Source organism: Novosphingobium oxfordense, from assembly GCF_044029435.1.
Taxonomy (GTDB): Bacteria; Pseudomonadota; Alphaproteobacteria; order Sphingomonadales; family Sphingomonadaceae; genus Novosphingobium.
The window spans coordinates 53,502-69,459 of sequence record NZ_CP147005.1; the positions used below are offsets into that span (position 1 = coordinate 53,502).

Annotated in this window: 18 protein-coding genes; 5 read left to right on the forward strand and 13 right to left on the reverse strand. The window is 64.5% G+C overall.

The window, feature by feature from the left end:
• Nucleotides 1-76 precede the first annotated feature (76 nt).
• Nucleotides 77-880: a 2-keto-4-pentenoate hydratase gene (locus WBP07_RS00220; protein ID WP_395393366.1), complete on the forward strand. Its 804-nt coding sequence runs from the start codon at nt 77-79 to the stop codon at nt 878-880.
• A 53-nt stretch (nt 881-933) separates the two neighbouring features.
• Nucleotides 934-2,250 (forward strand): MFS transporter, encoded by a 1,317-nt coding sequence (locus tag WBP07_RS00225; protein WP_395393367.1) that lies wholly within the window; start codon nt 934-936, stop codon nt 2,248-2,250.
• Nucleotides 2,251-2,288: 38 nt separating this feature from the next.
• Here WBP07_RS00225 and WBP07_RS00230 read toward each other — a convergent pair whose 3' ends face one another.
• The 3 genes from WBP07_RS00230 to WBP07_RS00240 all read right to left on the reverse strand — a co-directional run bounded on the left by WBP07_RS00230 (nt 2,289) and on the right by WBP07_RS00240 (nt 4,502).
• Nucleotides 2,289-2,633, reverse strand: a complete 345-nt coding sequence (locus tag WBP07_RS00230; RefSeq protein ID WP_395393368.1) for an ArsR/SmtB family transcription factor — start codon at nt 2,631-2,633, stop codon at nt 2,289-2,291.
• Nucleotides 2,630-3,145, reverse strand: coding sequence for an SRPBCC family protein (locus WBP07_RS00235; protein WP_395393369.1), 516 nt, complete (start codon nt 3,143-3,145; stop codon nt 2,630-2,632). The genes WBP07_RS00230 and WBP07_RS00235 overlap by 4 nt, the downstream gene beginning before the upstream one ends.
• Nucleotides 3,146-3,224: 79 nt before the next feature.
• Nucleotides 3,225-4,502: a cytochrome P450 gene (locus tag WBP07_RS00240; protein ID WP_395393370.1), complete on the reverse strand. Its 1,278-nt coding sequence runs from the start codon at nt 4,500-4,502 to the stop codon at nt 3,225-3,227.
• 182 nt (nt 4,503-4,684) lie between these two features.
• On the opposite strand from WBP07_RS00240, the gene WBP07_RS00245 reads away from it, so the two are divergent.
• Complete coding sequence (locus WBP07_RS00245; RefSeq protein ID WP_395393372.1) at nt 4,685-5,953, forward strand: amidohydrolase family protein; 1,269 nt, start codon at nt 4,685-4,687, stop codon at nt 5,951-5,953.
• A 129-nt stretch (nt 5,954-6,082) separates the two neighbouring features.
• Entirely contained in the window at nt 6,083-6,445 is a 363-nt protein-coding gene (locus WBP07_RS00250; protein ID WP_395393374.1) for a hypothetical protein, read from the forward strand.
• 70 nt (nt 6,446-6,515) lie between these two features.
• Here the strand turns inward: WBP07_RS00250 and WBP07_RS00255 are convergent, their stop codons facing one another.
• The 5 genes from WBP07_RS00255 to mgtE form a co-directional block, all read right to left on the reverse strand.
• The gene (locus WBP07_RS00255) at nt 6,516-7,448 is read right to left on the reverse strand and encodes a DUF2268 domain-containing putative Zn-dependent protease (RefSeq protein WP_395393375.1); all 933 of its coding nucleotides are present in this window, start codon (nt 7,446-7,448) and stop codon (nt 6,516-6,518) included.
• 290 nt (nt 7,449-7,738) lie between these two features.
• Nucleotides 7,739-8,575: an alpha/beta fold hydrolase gene (locus WBP07_RS00260; RefSeq protein WP_395393376.1), complete on the reverse strand. Its 837-nt coding sequence runs from the start codon at nt 8,573-8,575 to the stop codon at nt 7,739-7,741.
• A gap of 194 nt (nt 8,576-8,769) precedes the next feature.
• Nucleotides 8,770-9,171 (reverse strand): DUF1489 family protein, encoded by a 402-nt coding sequence (locus WBP07_RS00265; protein WP_395393377.1) that lies wholly within the window; start codon nt 9,169-9,171, stop codon nt 8,770-8,772.
• A 67-nt stretch (nt 9,172-9,238) separates the two neighbouring features.
• Nucleotides 9,239-9,901 carry a thiaminase II gene (tenA, locus tag WBP07_RS00270; protein WP_395393378.1) on the reverse strand — a complete coding sequence of 221 codons (663 nt, stop codon included), beginning with the start codon at nt 9,899-9,901 and terminating at the stop codon, nt 9,239-9,241.
• Between the two features lie 59 nt (nt 9,902-9,960).
• Complete coding sequence (gene mgtE / locus WBP07_RS00275; protein ID WP_395393380.1) at nt 9,961-11,451, reverse strand: magnesium transporter; 1,491 nt, start codon at nt 11,449-11,451, stop codon at nt 9,961-9,963.
• Nucleotides 11,452-11,644: 193 nt separating this feature from the next.
• Between mgtE and WBP07_RS00280 the strand changes: the two genes are divergently transcribed.
• A complete protein-coding gene (locus WBP07_RS00280) occupies nt 11,645-12,115 on the forward strand; it encodes a peptidylprolyl isomerase (protein ID WP_395393381.1) in 471 nt (156 codons plus the stop codon).
• Between the two features lie 70 nt (nt 12,116-12,185).
• Here WBP07_RS00280 and WBP07_RS00285 read toward each other — a convergent pair whose 3' ends face one another.
• The 5 genes from WBP07_RS00285 to WBP07_RS00305 all read right to left on the reverse strand — a co-directional run bounded on the left by WBP07_RS00285 (nt 12,186) and on the right by WBP07_RS00305 (nt 15,936).
• A complete protein-coding gene (locus WBP07_RS00285) occupies nt 12,186-12,590 on the reverse strand; it encodes a hypothetical protein (protein ID WP_395393382.1) in 405 nt (134 codons plus the stop codon).
• Nucleotides 12,591-12,606: 16 nt separating this feature from the next.
• Nucleotides 12,607-13,365, reverse strand: coding sequence for a DUF2059 domain-containing protein (locus WBP07_RS00290; RefSeq protein ID WP_395393383.1), 759 nt, complete (start codon nt 13,363-13,365; stop codon nt 12,607-12,609).
• A gap of 125 nt (nt 13,366-13,490) precedes the next feature.
• Nucleotides 13,491-14,024, reverse strand: coding sequence for a hypothetical protein (locus WBP07_RS00295; protein WP_395393384.1), 534 nt, complete (start codon nt 14,022-14,024; stop codon nt 13,491-13,493).
• Nucleotides 14,025-14,073: 49 nt separating this feature from the next.
• Entirely contained in the window at nt 14,074-14,958 is an 885-nt protein-coding gene (locus tag WBP07_RS00300) for a LysR substrate-binding domain-containing protein (RefSeq protein WP_395393385.1), read from the reverse strand.
• A 54-nt stretch (nt 14,959-15,012) separates the two neighbouring features.
• Entirely contained in the window at nt 15,013-15,936 is a 924-nt protein-coding gene (locus tag WBP07_RS00305; RefSeq protein ID WP_395393387.1) for a hemolysin family protein, read from the reverse strand.
• Between the last annotated feature and the right edge of the window lie 22 nt (nt 15,937-15,958).

Below are 15,958 nucleotides of genomic sequence, written 5' to 3' on the forward strand. Positions count from 1 at the left end.
TGGGCACGGGCAATTGCGTTTGCTTATGACACCGGTTTCCTATAGCGATCAGCACAACGAGATATTGGGGTAAGGGATGAGTTTGACCGATCAGGCGAAAACGATTGCGGGAGCGTTCGTGACGGCGCGGCGTGAGAAGCGCGCGCTGGCGAGCTATCCCGGCGAAGCGCCTTCCGACCTCGACGCCGCCTATGCGATCCAGAACCTGGCGCTTGAGTTGGATGGCCGCGAAGTGGTCGGCTGGAAAGTGGGCCGGATCAATGTGCCGGACGATGCGCGGCTGGGCGCCAACCGGCTTTCGGGGCCTATCTTCGCCGATAGCGTGATCGACGCGCCTAATGGCGAAGTGCCGGAAATGCCCGTCTTCGCCGCTGGCTTCGCGGCGGCGGAGGCCGAATTCCTGCTGCATGTCGCGCCCGGCTGGAACGGCGCGGTGCCGACTGACGATGCCGGCACACTGGCGGTGCTGGACGCGATCCATATCGGTATCGAGATCGCCAGTTCGCCCTACCCCGGCATCAATGCCGATGGCCCGCCGGTGACCATCTCCGACTTCGGCAACAATGCCGGCATGGTGATCGGCCCCGTGCTGGAAGGCTGGCAGGATGCGGACTTCGACGCGATCACCGTCCGCCTCGACATCGACGGCGAAACGGCGGGAGAGGCGAACACCGCCACCATGCTGGACGGGCCGCTGGGCGCGGTGCGCTTCCTGCTGGGCAACCTGTCCGCGCGCGGGATCGATTGCAGCGGCGGCACCTGGGTTTCCACCGGGGCGGTAACTGGCGTCCATCCGGTCTCTCCGGGCCAGAAGGTACTGGCATCCTTCGCGGGCCATGGCACGGTGCGATGCACCATAGCGGCGGCGGTGCCCGCCTGAACACAGACGATCCGGCAGGTCCGAAAAGGGCCGCCGGGAAAGGGAGCAGGGAAATGGATGCAGGCACCACAGGCATCGCGGGCGGGCTGGGGAGCGACCTAAATCGCGCCGTCCCCGCTGCCCCGATCAAGTCGGGACGCCACCGCTGGGTCGTCGTCGCGCTGCTCTTCGCGGCGACGGCGGTGAATTACATCGACCGCCAGATGATCGGCGTGCTGAAGCCCACCTTGGCGGCGGAGTTCCACTGGACCGAGAGCGATTTTGCGGGAATCGTCTTCTGGTTCCAGCTGGCCTACGCGATCGGCTATCTCTCGTTCGGCAAAGTGGTGGACGTGCTGGGCGCGCGGCTGGGCTACACCATCGCCATCGTGATCTGGACGATCAGCCACATGGCGCACGGTTTCGCCACCGGCGTCGCCAGCTTCGCGGCAGCGCGGTTCGGCCTCGGCATCGGCGAATCGGGCAATTTCCCCGCCGGCATCCGCGCCGTTACCGACTGGTTCCCCCAGAAGGAGCGCGCCTTCGCCATCGGCCTGTTCAACGCAGGCGCGAACGTGGGCGCGATCATCACCCCGCTGCTGGTGCCGCTGCTGGTGCTGTGGTTCGACTGGCGCGTGGCCTTCTTCGTCACCGGCCTGTTCGGCGTCGCCTGGCTGGTAGTGTGGTGGGCGATCTACCGCCACCCCAGCGAGCACGCCCGCGTCACGCGTGAGGAACTGGACTGGATCCGCCAAGACCCGGCCGACCCGGTGGAGAAGATCGGCTGGGGCCGCCTGCTGACGGTCAAGGAAACCTGGGCCTTCGCCCTCGGCAAGTTCCTGATCGACCCGATCTGGTGGTTCTTCCTGTTCTGGCTGCCGGGCTACCTGTTCGAACGCTACGACCTTGACCTGAAGACCTTCGGCCTGCCGCTGGCGGCGATCTACCTGATTTCCGACGTGGGCAGCGTGGCCGGCGGCTGGCTCTCTTCCAAGCTGATCAAGATGGGCTGCACGCCCAACTTCGCCCGCAAGGTGACGATGCTGATCAGCGCGCTTTGCGTCCTGCCGATCTGGTTCGCGCAATCGATCGACAGCGTCTGGGCGGCAGTTCTCATCATCGGCCTGGCGACCGCCGCGCATCAGGCGTTCTCCGCCAATCTCTACACCTTGCCGTCCGACATGTTCCCGCGCGGCGCGGTGGGTTCCGTGGTCGGCATCGGCGGCACCGTGGGCGCGCTGGGCGGCATGGGAATGGCGCTGTTCGCGGGCTACATCCTCGACGCGACGCACAGCTATCAGGTGCTCTTCGCGATCTGCGCGAGCGCCTATCTGCTGGCGCTGGCCGCCGTGCACCTGCTGAGCCCGAAGCTGGAACAGGCACGGGTCTGACCGATAGAGCGGCGGGGGCCGCACAGGGCCCCCGCCGTCTATTCTTCCACGAATGCGCGAAGGCGTTCGATGCGCGCATCCCATTCCGCCGAGACCTGGTCCAGATAGCGGCGGATCGTCTCCAGCCGGTCCGGCCGCAATTGCCACTGGCGGTCGCGGCCGACGCGGAAGCTTTCGACCAGCCCGGCGTCCTCCAGCACGCGCAAGTGCTTGGTCAGCCCCTGCCGAGAGACGGCCATTTCCGCGCTGTTCAGCCGCATGGTCGAAAGCGGCCCTTCCGCGCCGAGCCGGCTGACGATCGACAATCGGCACGCGTCGCCCAGCGCCGCGAAGATCGGAACGGCGCCCCGCATCTGCGCGAATGCTTCGGTTCCGCTGGTCACGATTCGCCCGCGTCCTCCGTCCGGTCCAGATAGAGCGCGATCAGGCGGCTCTGGTGCTCCCATCCGCCATTGTTGGCCTTGAAGGCATCCTCCCGCCGGTCGGCCGCCAACTGCGCGAAGCCGGATTCGGTGATCGTCAGCCGCACGCCGCCTTCCGCATCCTCAAGCTCGAAAGTGACAAGGGTCATCGGCTCGTCATCGTAGTTCCGCGCGGGATCGATGGCGAAGGGGTGCCAGCGGAACGCAAACAGCGTCATCGGCTCGATCCGCTCGATCCGGAACAGCGCGGGTTTGCCGCGATGCGGTTCCTGGATTTTCGCGACTTCGGAATCGACTTGTGTGGGCATGATGCGGCCGGTGGCATCCTGTCCGGCAACGAAGGGCCCGTCGAAATCCATCCCGAACCACGCGCCGAAGCGGGCGGAATCGCTGATGGCGTTCCACACCCGCTCGCGACTGGCGCGGAGCACGACGGTCTTCTCGATACGATCCTGATGAGTGGCCTGAGTCATGAGCAACCTCCTGGTTGCTTCTCATCTACCACTCGGCAGGATAAGGCGCAACCGATCGGTTGCGTATTCGACTGTCAGGCTACTTCACGTCCCACACGATCGGCAGGTTGCGGATCGAGAGCAGGCCCGGAAACACGCTGGTATCCGTGCCCGGCTTCACGCGGAATTCGGGAATGCGTTTGAACCATTCCTCCAGCAACACGCGCAGTTCGCGGCGGGCGAGGTGGGCACCTAGGCAGATGTGCACGCCGCCCACGAAGGTGAAATGGCGATTGGCCTTGCGCTCCGGATCGAATTCGCGCGGGTTTTCGAAACGCGCGGGGTCGAAGTTGCCGGAGGGATTGAGGCACGAGAAACTGTCGCCCTTGCGCACCTGAATGCCGTGCCACTCGAAATCCTTGGTGGCGGACCGGGCGGAAGAGAGGATCGGCTGGGTGCGCAGGAATTCCTCGACCGCCGAATTGATCAGCTCCGGATGCTCGCGAATGCGCTGTTGCAGGTCGGGCTGGAGTGCCAGCCGGCGGAACATCTGGGCGATCGTGGCCGCCACCGTGTCCAGCCCGCCCAGCCAGAGGAACCAGACCATGCCGATCTTCTCGTCCTCGGTCGGCGCGCGGCCTTCGATCTTGCCGTGCACGATGGAGGAGACGAGATGCTCGTCGGGATTGGCCTCCTTCTCGGCGATGAAGGCGCGCAGGAAATCGAGCACGCCGCGCAGCGCCGCCTGCATCTTTTCCAGGCTGCCGGAGTGCAGGATGTCCCACTCCCAATCGAGGAACTGGTCGAACTTCTCGTCCGGAAAGCCCATCAGGCCCATGAAGATCCGCACCGGAAATACCCGCGCGAAGTCCCAGGCCATGTCGACTTCGCCCTTCTTCTCGATGGCGCCGATCATCTCGTCCACCACCGTGCGGATGCGCGGTTCCAGATCGCGCGTGATCCGCGCCGGGCTGAAGTAGGGCATCAGGTAGAGCCGGTATTTCTGGTGGTCCGGCGGATCGATGGCAAGCGGGATGGACTTGAACGTCTCCCCGATCAGGCGCTGGAATTCGGCGGTTCCGGCGTTGGAAAAGTGGTCGTTATCCGAATAGACGCGCTCGATATCCTCGTAATGCGTTACCACCCAGTTGCCGCGCCCCCGGCCGCTGATCGCGCCCAGGCCGTGCATGGCAGGCGGGTTGTAGAGTAGGCGCGGAATGTCATCCCCGGCCAGCCAGCCCATCGGCTCGTAAGGGTCCACCAGATCGTTGGGCACGGTGCCCATCGCGAAGCCAAGGTCGACGATGCGGTCCTTCGGCACATTGTCCGGGGCATCGAATTCCACACGGATATCGTCGAGCGTCTGCATTTGTGGCATGATGTTCTCTCCCGAGGACATGGATGCCCGGACGCCCCCGTCGCGGCAAGGCGAAGTGAGACTGCTGTATCATAGCAGCGCGGGCCAAAGACCATTCATCGTCTCGGCGTTGGGCTCATCGATTGATTGCAGCCCCGTGGGTTGCGACATGAGTCCCCAATACGTTTTTGGGAGATACGGCCATGGCCGACGCAGACACCAAGGAAATGAAGGACTCGGCGCGCAAGTACTGGTCCTCCGAAGGCTACACCAAGGGCGGCGTGATCCGCGAGGTGGACTACGCCACCCAGTCCGGCGGGCTCGACCCGTCGCTGGAAGGCATCAAGATCGTCGATACCGACACCCACCTCAGCGAACCGCCGACGCTGTTCACCGACCGCGCGCCGATCGGCCTGAAGAGCAAGATGCCCTTCGTGAAGCGCGATGCCGATGGTGTCGACCGCTGGTACATCGGCGACCGCAACTGCGGTTCGCTGGGCGGTAACGTGATCCGCAAGGACAACAACAAGCTGCTCGGCCGCCTTGCCTTCCCGACGCTGGAAGAGGCGCATCCGGGCGGTCACGAGATTGCCCCGCGCCTTCAGGCGATGGACGACATGGGTGTCTACGCGCAGATCTGCTTCCAGAACTCGGGCGTCACCCAGGCCGGCATGCTGATGACGCTGGGGGACGACGATCTGGCCGTCACCATCATGAAGACGTTCAACGATTTCAACGCCGATTATCAGCGTGAATCGGGTGAGCGTCTGTTCCCGATGGCGCACCTGCCGTTCTGGAACAAGGCGGAGATGGAGAAGGAAGCCCGTCGCTGCATCGACATGGGCCTGCGCGGTTTCGTGCTGCCCGACACGCCCGAGCGCGTGGGCGTGCCCAGCTTCAACCATGAATACTGGACGCCGTTCCTGGAGATGATCGACGCCGAAGGCATCTCGCTCAACTTCCACCTCAACGCCGCGATCGATCCGAACACGCTGACCTGGGAAGGCTTCCAGTTCGAACAGACGCTGTCGGTGGTCGCCACGATGTTCTCGATCGGCAACGCGGCGACGCTGGGCAACTGGATGGTTTCCGGCCGTCTCGACCGTCACCCGAACCTCAAGATCGGCCTGATCGAAAGCGGCATGGGCTGGGTGCCCTTCGCGGTGGAAGCGCTGGAGCACCAGTTCCAGGAAATGCTGCCCAGCAAGCGCAACGTGCTGAAGAAGCAGCCCTGGGACTACTTCCGCGACCACTTCATGTGCACCTTCTGGTTCGAGAAGATCGCGCCCAAGCTGCTGCTGGAAACCATCGGCGTGGGCAACGTGATGTTCGAAACCGACTTCCCGCACCCCACCTCGCTCTATCCGGGCGTACAGGCACACATCAAGGATGTGCTGGGCGGCTACGACTTCGCCACCAAGAAGAAGGTTCTGCAGGACAACGCGGTGCGTTTCTACAAACTGCCGTTCTGAAAGCTGCCGTTCTGATCCGGGCATACCTGCTCAAGAAGAAAGCCGGACGCGGGCAACCGCTTCCGGCTTTTTCCTTTTCGGCCGTCTTCGTTGCGGGCATCACGATGGCGGAGCGTCGGAGGCCCGCACATGATAAGACGAAGTGCCGCATTGCTTTTGGTCGCGGTCCTTTGCGTTGCGGCCCTTTACGTTGCGGCCACGCCGGCAAGCGCAAGGCCGGTCAGGAGCGCCGAAGCGGCCTGCGCCGTGGTCAAGTCCTTCGTCGTGGCGCAGCAAGACGTCCCGCCGTCCGTCCCCGCATTCTGCGACACCGTTGCTTCCGGCAGCGTGCCATCGGGCTATTACGTGCTGGCGCTTCACGGCAATCGCCGCTGTGAAGGCGTGTGCAGCACGAACATGGGGTGGTACGCCGTCGAAAAGAGCGACGGTCGACTGTTCGAATGGGATGTGGCCGAACAAAAGCTAGGCGCCCCACTCGAAGTAGGCCGGTGAGGCGCTCCGCCTTGCCCTGGGAAGACTAATTCTTCGCGTCGGCGGCCAACAGAGCCGTGGGGATGGGCAGTCAGCCTCCGATCTTCATCCCCGGCGTCCAGCCGCTTTTCGCCAGAAACGCCTTGGGATCGCGCATTGCGTAGATCTCGCGCAGCGCCTGCCGCTTGTCGTGCGCGCGGGTGTAGTAGGCCTTGATGATGCGGTAGCCGACCCAGTAGCCGAGGTCGCCCGGATGCGCCGTGTCGCCCACGCCGTTGTACATCCAGGCTGACAGGTCGGTCTTGTCTACATCGCGCAGGAAGGCGGTCTCGATCTCCTTCTCGCGGCCCTTGGTCCAGGCGGCGTGCTGATAGTTGCCGACGCCGCCGGAGATCAGTTCCGCCGTGAACTCGCCCGCTCCTTCCATCAGCGACATCGTCAGCACCGTCGCCTGCGGCGTATCGGGTTCCAGCGCCTGCTGTTCCGCCGATTGCTGGATATGGCCATATTCGTGGGCGATGGTGTGGACGAAACGGTCCTCTACGTTCGGGTCCATGAAGTCCGCCGAACAGAGTGCCTCCAGCCCCATCGTCACCCCGCTGGGATCGGTGATCCCCACCGGCCGACCGCGCCCGATCACGAAGGTGACGGGCGGGTTCCTGGCGTCGGGATAGAGCGCGGAGAGCTTGGCGAAGGCGCTCACCAGCCGCAATTTCACGGCGGGCAGCACGGACAGGCAAGTGCGTGCCTCGGCGTAGACTTCGGGGTGTGCCGCGATGTTGGCCACGATCCGCGCGCCGGTAACGCTGCGCAGCTTGGCGATCTCGTGCAGGCCGGCGGAGCCGGGGGTGAGGTAGTCGTTATCCAGCTGCTCGGCGGTGGGGTGGCCGCCGGCGCCGTCGTAGAGATGGAAGAAGCGGTCCACGTCTTCGGTCAGGATCTGCGGCGCCGCCGGCGTGGCCGCTCCTGCTGCGGAGAGCGAAGCCGAAAGGCAGAGGGCGAAAGCGGCGAGGCGGAGCGTCATTGAGCGATGCTGATCGCTTCGCGGGTTCGCGTCAAATTACAGTGCGTTCGGTTGCTGCGGGTATGCTGGACCGCCGCAGCAACCGGACTGTCGGCCCGCACGCCAACCCGTCGCCCCACTCAACCCGTCATCCCGCATCTCTTGGTGGGCGTGGCGAGAAGGAAGCGGGGCCCCCGCCTACGCGGGGGCGACGGGGGATGTTGGGCGAGGGGAGGGTGGAACGAGGGGCTGTTTTGCTTACGACCAAACCACCCATCGCGCCGACCTGCGGCGCGATGGGCGCCGTTCGATCAGCTCTGGATGAACGCCAGCAGTTCGGCGTTGATCGTCTCGGCATGAGTGGTGTGCATGCCATGCGGGAAGCCCGCCAGTACCTTAATCGATCCGTTCGGCAGCAGTTCCACCGACTTGCGCGAGGCATCGTCGATCGGCACGATCTGGTCGTCATCGCCATGCAGGCAGAGCGTGGGGACGGTGATCGCCTTCAGGTCCTCGGTCTGGTCGGTTTCGGAGAAGGCCTTGATGCCTTCGTAATGCGCCTTGGCGCTGCCGATCATGCCCTGACGCCACCAGTTGTCGATGGCGCCCTGAATCACCGTCGCGCCCGGGCGGTTGAAGCCGTAGAACGGGCCGGCCGGCACATCGATGTAGAACTGCGCGCGGTTGGCGGCCAGCGCGGCGCGGAAACCGTCGAACACCTCGATCGGCAGGCCCTCGGGGTTTTCCGGCGTCTTCAGCATCAGCGGCGGCACCGCGCTCATCAGCACGGCCTTGGCCACGCGCCCGGCCGGTTGGCCGTGCCGCGCGACATAGCGGGCCACTTCCCCGCCGCCGGTGGAATGGCCGATGTGGATGGCGTTCTTCAGGTCCAGATGCTCGACGACGGCGAAGGCGTCGGCGGCATAGTGGTCCATCGTATGGCCCTCGCTCACTTGCGAGGAACGGCCGTGGCCGCGCCGGTCATGCGCGATCACGCGGAAACCCTTGGACAGGAAGAACAGCAGCTGCGCGTCCCAGTCGTCGGCCGAAAGCGGCCAGCCGTGGTGGAACATGATCGGCTGGGCTTCCTTCGGGCCCCAGTCCTTGAAGAAGATGTCGACGCCGTCCTTGGTGGTGACGAAGCTCATGGCACGGTCCTTTCCATTGGGTTTGGGAGATTGGAAAACGGCACGGGAGATCGCTGGCTGCACGGTAAGTACCGGCAGCATATGAACTATTCATGGCTTATGGGGCGACGGCGGGAAGCTAGTGAAGGTGCGTCGCGCTTGCAAGCGCAAGCGGCAAGGCGAAGGTCACCGCAAGCGACAGGGCGAAGCCTGCGTCAGACCAGCCCGAGCTTGGCCAGTTCGCGGGCGAGGGCTGGCGGCATCGCATCCCCGGCGCTTTCGCCTTCGCCCAGATCGCGCGGGGCGTCCTTGTCGGCCAGATAGCGCCAGCCCTGATGCGCGCGCTTCGGCTGGGTGACCACCGGGATCAACGTGGGGGCAAGGCGAATCCACCAGCGCCCGTCCTCGCGCTGTTCGAAGCCCAGGATCGGCGATCGGCCGATCAGAGCATGCTCATAGATCCAGTAGAGCGACCCGCCGACCATCTCTTCCTGCCGCTTGGGCAGGTAGCGGGTGGTCAGCCGTGCCTCGCCGATGTCGCCGTGGCTTTCCAGCCATGCCCGAAGGCTCGCCGGGCTTTCGGCGGAAAAGGCGATCTTGGTCATGTGCAGCGGCATCACCGCTAGATAGGATCGCAGGCGCGTGCAGACCAGTGGGGTTTTGCGTTCGGGCCCTCAGATCGGCTCAGATCGGCCAAGCGGCGCGGCGATAGGCGGAATCCCAGAACATCCATTCGTAGCGGGTGGCATTGCGGAAAGCCGTTGCCATCGCCTTGCGCGTATCCGGGGTGGCATTGCGCGCGGCTTCGTCCACCAGCGCGCGCACGCGGTCCGTCGCTTCGCCGAAGGAGGGGGCCGCATACGTCTCGATCCACGGCGCGTAGGTGTTGGGAGAGGCGGCGCGCGGCTTCACGTGGCAGCCGACTTCCCAATAGACCCAGAAGCACGGCAGGATGCCCGCCACCAGTTCCTCATAGCTGCGCGTGGCGGCCAGCGCGGAAAGGTAGCTGGTATAGGCAAGGCACTCCGGCGTCGGCTCGCTCGCTTCGGCCCGATCGGCAGTGACGCCGAACTGCGCGAAGAAGGCCTGATGCAGCGCCTCTTCCACTTGCACCGCGACTTTGGCCCCGTCCGAAAATTCCAGACGCCCGGCCGCCGTCGGCGCGCGGGCGGCGGCCAGCGCCAGCACGCGGGAATATTCGGCCAGATAGAGACTATCCTGCACGATGTAGTGCCGGAAGCTCTCCGCCTCCAAGGTTCCGGCCGCGAGTTCGTTGAGGAAAGGGTGGTCGAGGATCGACTGGCGCAGCGGGGCCAGTTCTTCCCAGATCGTATCGCAGAAGCTCATCGGCCGGTTTCTTTCGAAAAGGAATTCGGCCCGGCGCCATCACGCCCGGGCCGCAAGGATCACGCCAGCCCGGTCAGTACCGCCAGGCCCAGGAACGAGAAGAAGCCCATCGTATCGGTCGCCGTCGTCACGAACACGGCCGAGGATACGGCCGGGTCGATGCGGAACCGGTCCAGCGCCACGGGCACCAGAATGCCGGCGAGGCCAGCGGTCAGGTTGTTCACCACCATGGCCGTCGCGATCACCGCACCCAGCAGCGGGTTGTGGAACAGCAGCCATGTGCCGGTGCCGATCAGCGCGCCAAGGGCAAAGCCGTTGGTCAGCGCGATGCGCAATTCGCGGAAGATCATGCGCACGGTGTTGGAATCGGTCAGCTGGTTGGTGGCGATGGCGCGCACCACCACGGCCAGCGTCTGGGTGCCGGCATTGCCGCCCATGCCCGATACGATCGGCATCAGTACCGCCAGGATCGCGAACTTGGCGATCGCCCCCTGGAACAGCCCGACGACCGAGGATGCGATCATCGCCGTGCCCAGGTTCACCACCAGCCACGCCAGGCGCGTGCGCACGGTGACCAGGATCGGCTCGTTGATGTCGCCATCGCCGGCACCGGACAGGCGCAGGATATCCTCGCTCGCCTCTTCCTGAATGATGTGGACGATATCGTCGACGGTGATCTGGCCGATCAGCCGCCCGGCCTCGTCCACCACGGCGGCGGAAATCAGCGCGTATTTCTGGAAGCGCAGCGCGACTTCTTCCTGATCCATGTCTGCCGGGATCAGCGTCTGGTCACGCGCCATCACGTCATAGAGCGGGATGTTGCGCGGGGTGCGCAAGATCCACGAGAGCGCACAAGTGCCGATCGGGCGGTGCATCGGATCGACGATGAACACTTCCCAGAACTCGGTCGGCAACTCGCGATGTTCGCGCAGGAAATCGATGAGGTCGCCCACGGTCATGGATTCTGGCACCGCGACGAAATCGCGGCTCATCAAACGGCCGGCGGACTCTTCCGGATAGGACAGCGCCGATTCGATGGCAGCGCGGTCTTCCGGCTCCATCTCGGCCAGGACGGCCTGCTGGTCCTCCTCGTCGAGGTCTTCCAGCATGGCGACGGCGTCGTCGGTGTCCAGCTGTTCGGCGATCTCGGCAACGACTTCGGCGGGCAGCGCCTCCATCAGCGCTTCGCGCACCCAGTCGTTGAGTTCCGCGATCACTTCCGCGCTCATCAGGTCGCGGATGGCGCGGGCCAGATCCAGGCGTTCGCGTTCGTCGAACAGCTCGAAAAGGTCGGCGATGTCGGCCGGGTGGAGCGGTTCCACCAGGTCGTAGACGCGCTCGAAATCCTCATCGTGCAGCGCGTCCTTCACGCTGCGCACGAATTCGGATTTCAGGTGGTTGTCGCGGTCGAGCGTGTCCGATTCCTTGCCGGAATCCTTAGCGGGATCCCGGGGCTCATCAGGCTCATGTTCCGGCCACGAATCGGGGGGAGCATCCTGCGCATCGGGCGCACGATCCTTCAGCTCTTCCTCGATATCCGGTTCGGTCATGCTGGCCGGTCTACGCGCCAATTTCGCAATTGCAACAGGGGCAAACCAAAGGGGCAAACCTCCGGGTGAAAAATGATGTTCACAGGGGGCATCCGACGGCCGGTGCGTGACTTTGCCATGATCTGCCTTATATCGGGGGCCAAGCCAGTTCCGCCGGATGCAAGCAGTGGTGGCGGACAACAGGAGACTATCGATGGCCGACGAATTTCTGACCCTCACTCTGGACACCGGCAACGGCGAAGGCGGCGACGTCAAGATCAAGCTGCGCCCCGACCTGGCCCCCGGCCACGTTGAGCGCATCAAGGAACTGGTGGGCGAGGGCTTCTACGACGGCATCAAGTTCCACCGCGTGATCCCGGGCTTCATGGCGCAGGGCGGCTGCCCCAACGGCACCGGCATGGGCGGTTCGGACAAGCCGGACTTGCAGGCCGAATTCAACGCCGAACCGCACGTGCGCGGCGTCTGCTCGATGGCCCGCACCAGCTATCCGCACTCGGCCAACAGCCAGTTCTTCATCTGCTTCGACGATGCGCGCTTCCTGGACAAGCAGTACACCGTGTGGGGCCAGGTGGTCGAAGGCATGGACCACGTCGACGCGCTGCCCAAGGGCGAGCCGCCGCGCGAGCCGGGCAAGATCGTGAAGGCGACCGTTTCGGAAGGCTGATCCTTTCCGCAACGCCTGAAAATGCGAAGGGGCGGTTCCGTGAAGGAGCCGCCCCTTTCGTTTGGCGGTTTCAGGACCGGGGCTGGGCTGGCATGGGGGCGGGTGTCCTCTCGCCCTCGCTGCAGACACGTCCGTTTCTGCGGCAATCCAAGACGTTATCGATCTTGTCCCGAACCGCTTCGAGCCGTGCGCAAGGCATGCCCATTTCCGTTTGCAGCACGAGCTGCGGGATCGGATCGAAGCGCCGTGTGGCCTTGAGCATCCGGTCCAGCACGGCGTCGTCAACGGGCGAGCCGTTCCAGTACGCCATGCCGTTCCGATCGAGTGTCAGCGTGTTGTAGACGGCCTCAGGCCCCATTTCCTCGGGCGGCGACCAATGGCTTCTCGATGGCGAGCAGGCGATCTGCGGCTTGTCCGAACAGCCCGAAAGGGCGGCGGAGGCAAGCAACCCCCCGGTGAGAAACAGGCGCCGCACGGTGGGCTTTATAACGTTACTTAGACTTCGCCGCCTTGGCTTCCTCGCGTTTATCGAGTTCGCCTTCGGAAATGCCGAGCAGCTTGGCGAGGCGGGTCTTATCCGCCGGCGAAAGGTCGTCGTACTTCCTGGGCGCGGGCAGCCCTGCCGTGGCGGTCTTCACCTTTTCCATGATCGCGGGCATTTGCTTCATCAGCTTCGGAACGAAGTCCTGCATCTTCGCCATGACTTCAGGCGACATCATGATGAGGTAGGAATCGGCGGCATAGGTCTTGCCGGTCGGCGTTGCGAAGAAGGCATTGAGTTCGCCCAGTTGCGCCACCGTGTATTTGTTGGCGTAAGCGTGGGCGAGGCCGTCGCGAATGCCGGGTTCCGCTTCGGTCATGATCCCGACCATGTTGTCCATCATCGTGTGGTTGGTCACCGTCAGGCGCTGCTTGAAGGCCGGGTCATAGATTTCCATGATCTCGTGCAGCGAACCCGAGCTGAGCTTGGAGGTATCGACCCCGCCCATGCCGGCCAGGTCCTTGAGCGGGATGCGCATGACGGAATCCATCATGGTGTCCATCATCTTGTCCATCGAGCCATGCATCATGCGCGCGTAAGTGCCCGAGGGGAAAACGGCATCGACGGTTCGCTGCGCCGCCGCCAGCCGGGCGGGATCCGGCACGGATGCCGGAGCGGCCATTTGCGTGGAAGTGGCAGCAGGTTCCGCAGCCATGGCGGGCGCGGAAGTGACGAGCAGAGCAGCAGCGGCAACAAAGACAGGACGCATCGATATACCCCGGATCACGCGAAGGAATTCGCGCCACGCTGCATAGTGTGCGCTGCGGCATTGGGGAATGAAATTACCGCAAGGTCAGGCGGTTGTCGCGAGCGGAAAGAATGCGGCCGATGCCGTTATTGCGGGCAAGCGGTTCGGCTGAGCGTGTAGTGGGCGAAGGGCTTTTCCGTCCCGCTCGTCTTGGATCGAGCGACGATCTGCCAGTTCAGGCGCTCATTGGCGGACTGGGCGCCTTCGATCCGCCAGCGATTGATGAAGGCGTTGTCGCCATAGTCGTACATCACGTCAAAGCCGCTCGGTCGCACTTCGCCGTGCCCCGTTGCCGTGTAATCCCCGCCAAAGCTGTCGGCCCAGTAGCCGGCGATGCCGCCGTCCTTGGTTCCACCAAGGGTCAGGTGCGCCCCGTAGCGATCGGTGGGGTCGGCTTGGGCGATGCTGTCGGCATCGATCGTGAACATCGCGCCAAGCGCCACCGGCTTGGCGGCCAGCGCGATGGATACGGCCTTGCCCATGACTTCGCCGGAACCTTGCCAGCACCCCGCAAGCGCGCCAACGGCGGCGGGTACGGGGGTGGCGCCCGCTTCCTGCGCCTGCGCGGCCGAGGTGGAAACCACAGCAGTGCAGGCGGCAAGAAACAGGGTTTGGCGCATTGAAACTCCGGCGGATACTACGATTGGAATATGCGCCGGTAAGGCGAACTTAGAGGCCCGCTTGCAGCAGCCACTCGTGGAAGATGCGCACCGGGCGGCTTTCCAGCGCCTTGGGCTTGCATACGAACCAGTAGCGATAGGGGCTTTCGACATCGACGTCGAACAGCCGGGCCAGACGGTTGTCGTGGCTGCGGCGGAAGTGATCGTCGTGCATGATGGCGATGCCAAGGCCCTGCGCAGCCGCTTCCAGCACCAGCTGGCCGGAGTCGAAACGGTCTACCGAGGCGGGTTCCAGCTTGTTCATGCCCATGGCCTGCTTCCAGGCGTCCAGGCTTTCCGGCAGGTCCTGATGGATCAGGAAAGTCTGCTTGGACAGGATGCCCTCGTCCGGGACGGTGCCGATCTCGCTCGCCATCTCCTTGGAGGTGATGGCGTAGACCTTGTTGTGGTCAAGCTGGATGCGGTAGTAGGCCGGGTCCGGTTCCTTCGCCAGGATGATGGCGGCGTCCAAGGTGTCGCCCACGCGGTCTTCCAGATGGGTGCCGGTGTCGATGTCGATATGCAGGCGCGGATGCAGCTTGCGCAGTTCCGGCAGGCGCGGGAACAGGCGCTGGCCGCCGAACAGCGACGGCACGCCCAGGTGAAGGCGCAGGACCTGGCCGCGGTCGATCTGCGATTCCACCGCTTCCGCCAGTTCTTCCAGCTTCGGGCCGACCACGTTGTAGAAGGCCATGCCCTCGTCGGTCAGCTTCATCGACTGGTGCTGGCGCGTGAACAGGCGCTTGCCGGTGAAATCCTCCAGCGCGGCGACGCGGCGCGAGAGGGCGGAGGGGGAAAGCGCCAGTTCGTTGGCCGCCGCCTTGGCAGAACCAAGGCGGACGACGCGGACGAAGGCTTCAAGTGCGCGCAGCGGGGGGAGACGGCGTACTGGCAATGTCCTGTCTTTTCTTTTTTGAGTACGACGTGGCCGGAATGGCGGCGCCGGAAGCTACTCGGGTTGTTCTTCCGCCTGCTCGGATGGCGGGTGGAGCCGAAGCCTCGTCACGCGTCGTTCGTCGCCGTCGGTGACCTCGATCCGCCAGCCGCTGTCATGCTCGAGGATGGTTCCGACTTCGGGAACACTGCCGGCCAGCACGAATGCCAGGCCGCCCAGCGTGTCCACCGCTTCCTCGACTTCGGCGAGGCGCGGATCGATCCTTTCCGCCACATCCTCAAGCTCGACGCGGGCGTCGGCGTCCCAGATACCGTTCTCTTGCGAAATTAGCAACTCTTCGGGGGCGTCATCGTGCTCATCCTCGATGTTGCCCACGATTTCCTCGACAAGGTCCTCGATCGTGATGATTCCGTCGGTGCCGGAATACTCGTCGATCACCACGGCCAGGTGGGTGCGCTGGGCCCGCATGTCGACCAGAACGTCCAGCGCACCGCGCGATTGCGGCACGTAGAGCGGCTGGCGCAGCAGCGTGCACCAATCCTCCGGCGGCTGTTCGCCGCGCGCCAGGATCGGGAACACGTCCTTGATGTGGATCATGCCCTTGATGGCGTCCAGCGAGTCCCCATAGACGGGCATGCGGCTATGGCCATGTTCGGCAAAGGCCTCGATCACGTCGGCCCATTTGGCAGAGGCGGGGATCGCCACGATCTCGCTGCGGGGAACCGCTACGTCGTCGGCATCGTGCTCGCTGAAATGCAGCAGATTGCGCAGCATCTGCCGTTCCAGCGGCGAAAGATCGCCGTTGGCGGCGCTGGAATCCTCCGCATCGCCTTCATGTTCGTTGATGACGCCTTCGATCTGCGCGCGCAGCGACTGATCGACGTCGTTCTGGAAAAGTCGCCGGATGACACGCCAGAGCGTGCCGGTACTGTCCCCATCTCCCGAGCCGGACTCGGTGTGGCGGCCATTGTCGGCCATCGTGCTTGGTTACCCCTGAGGT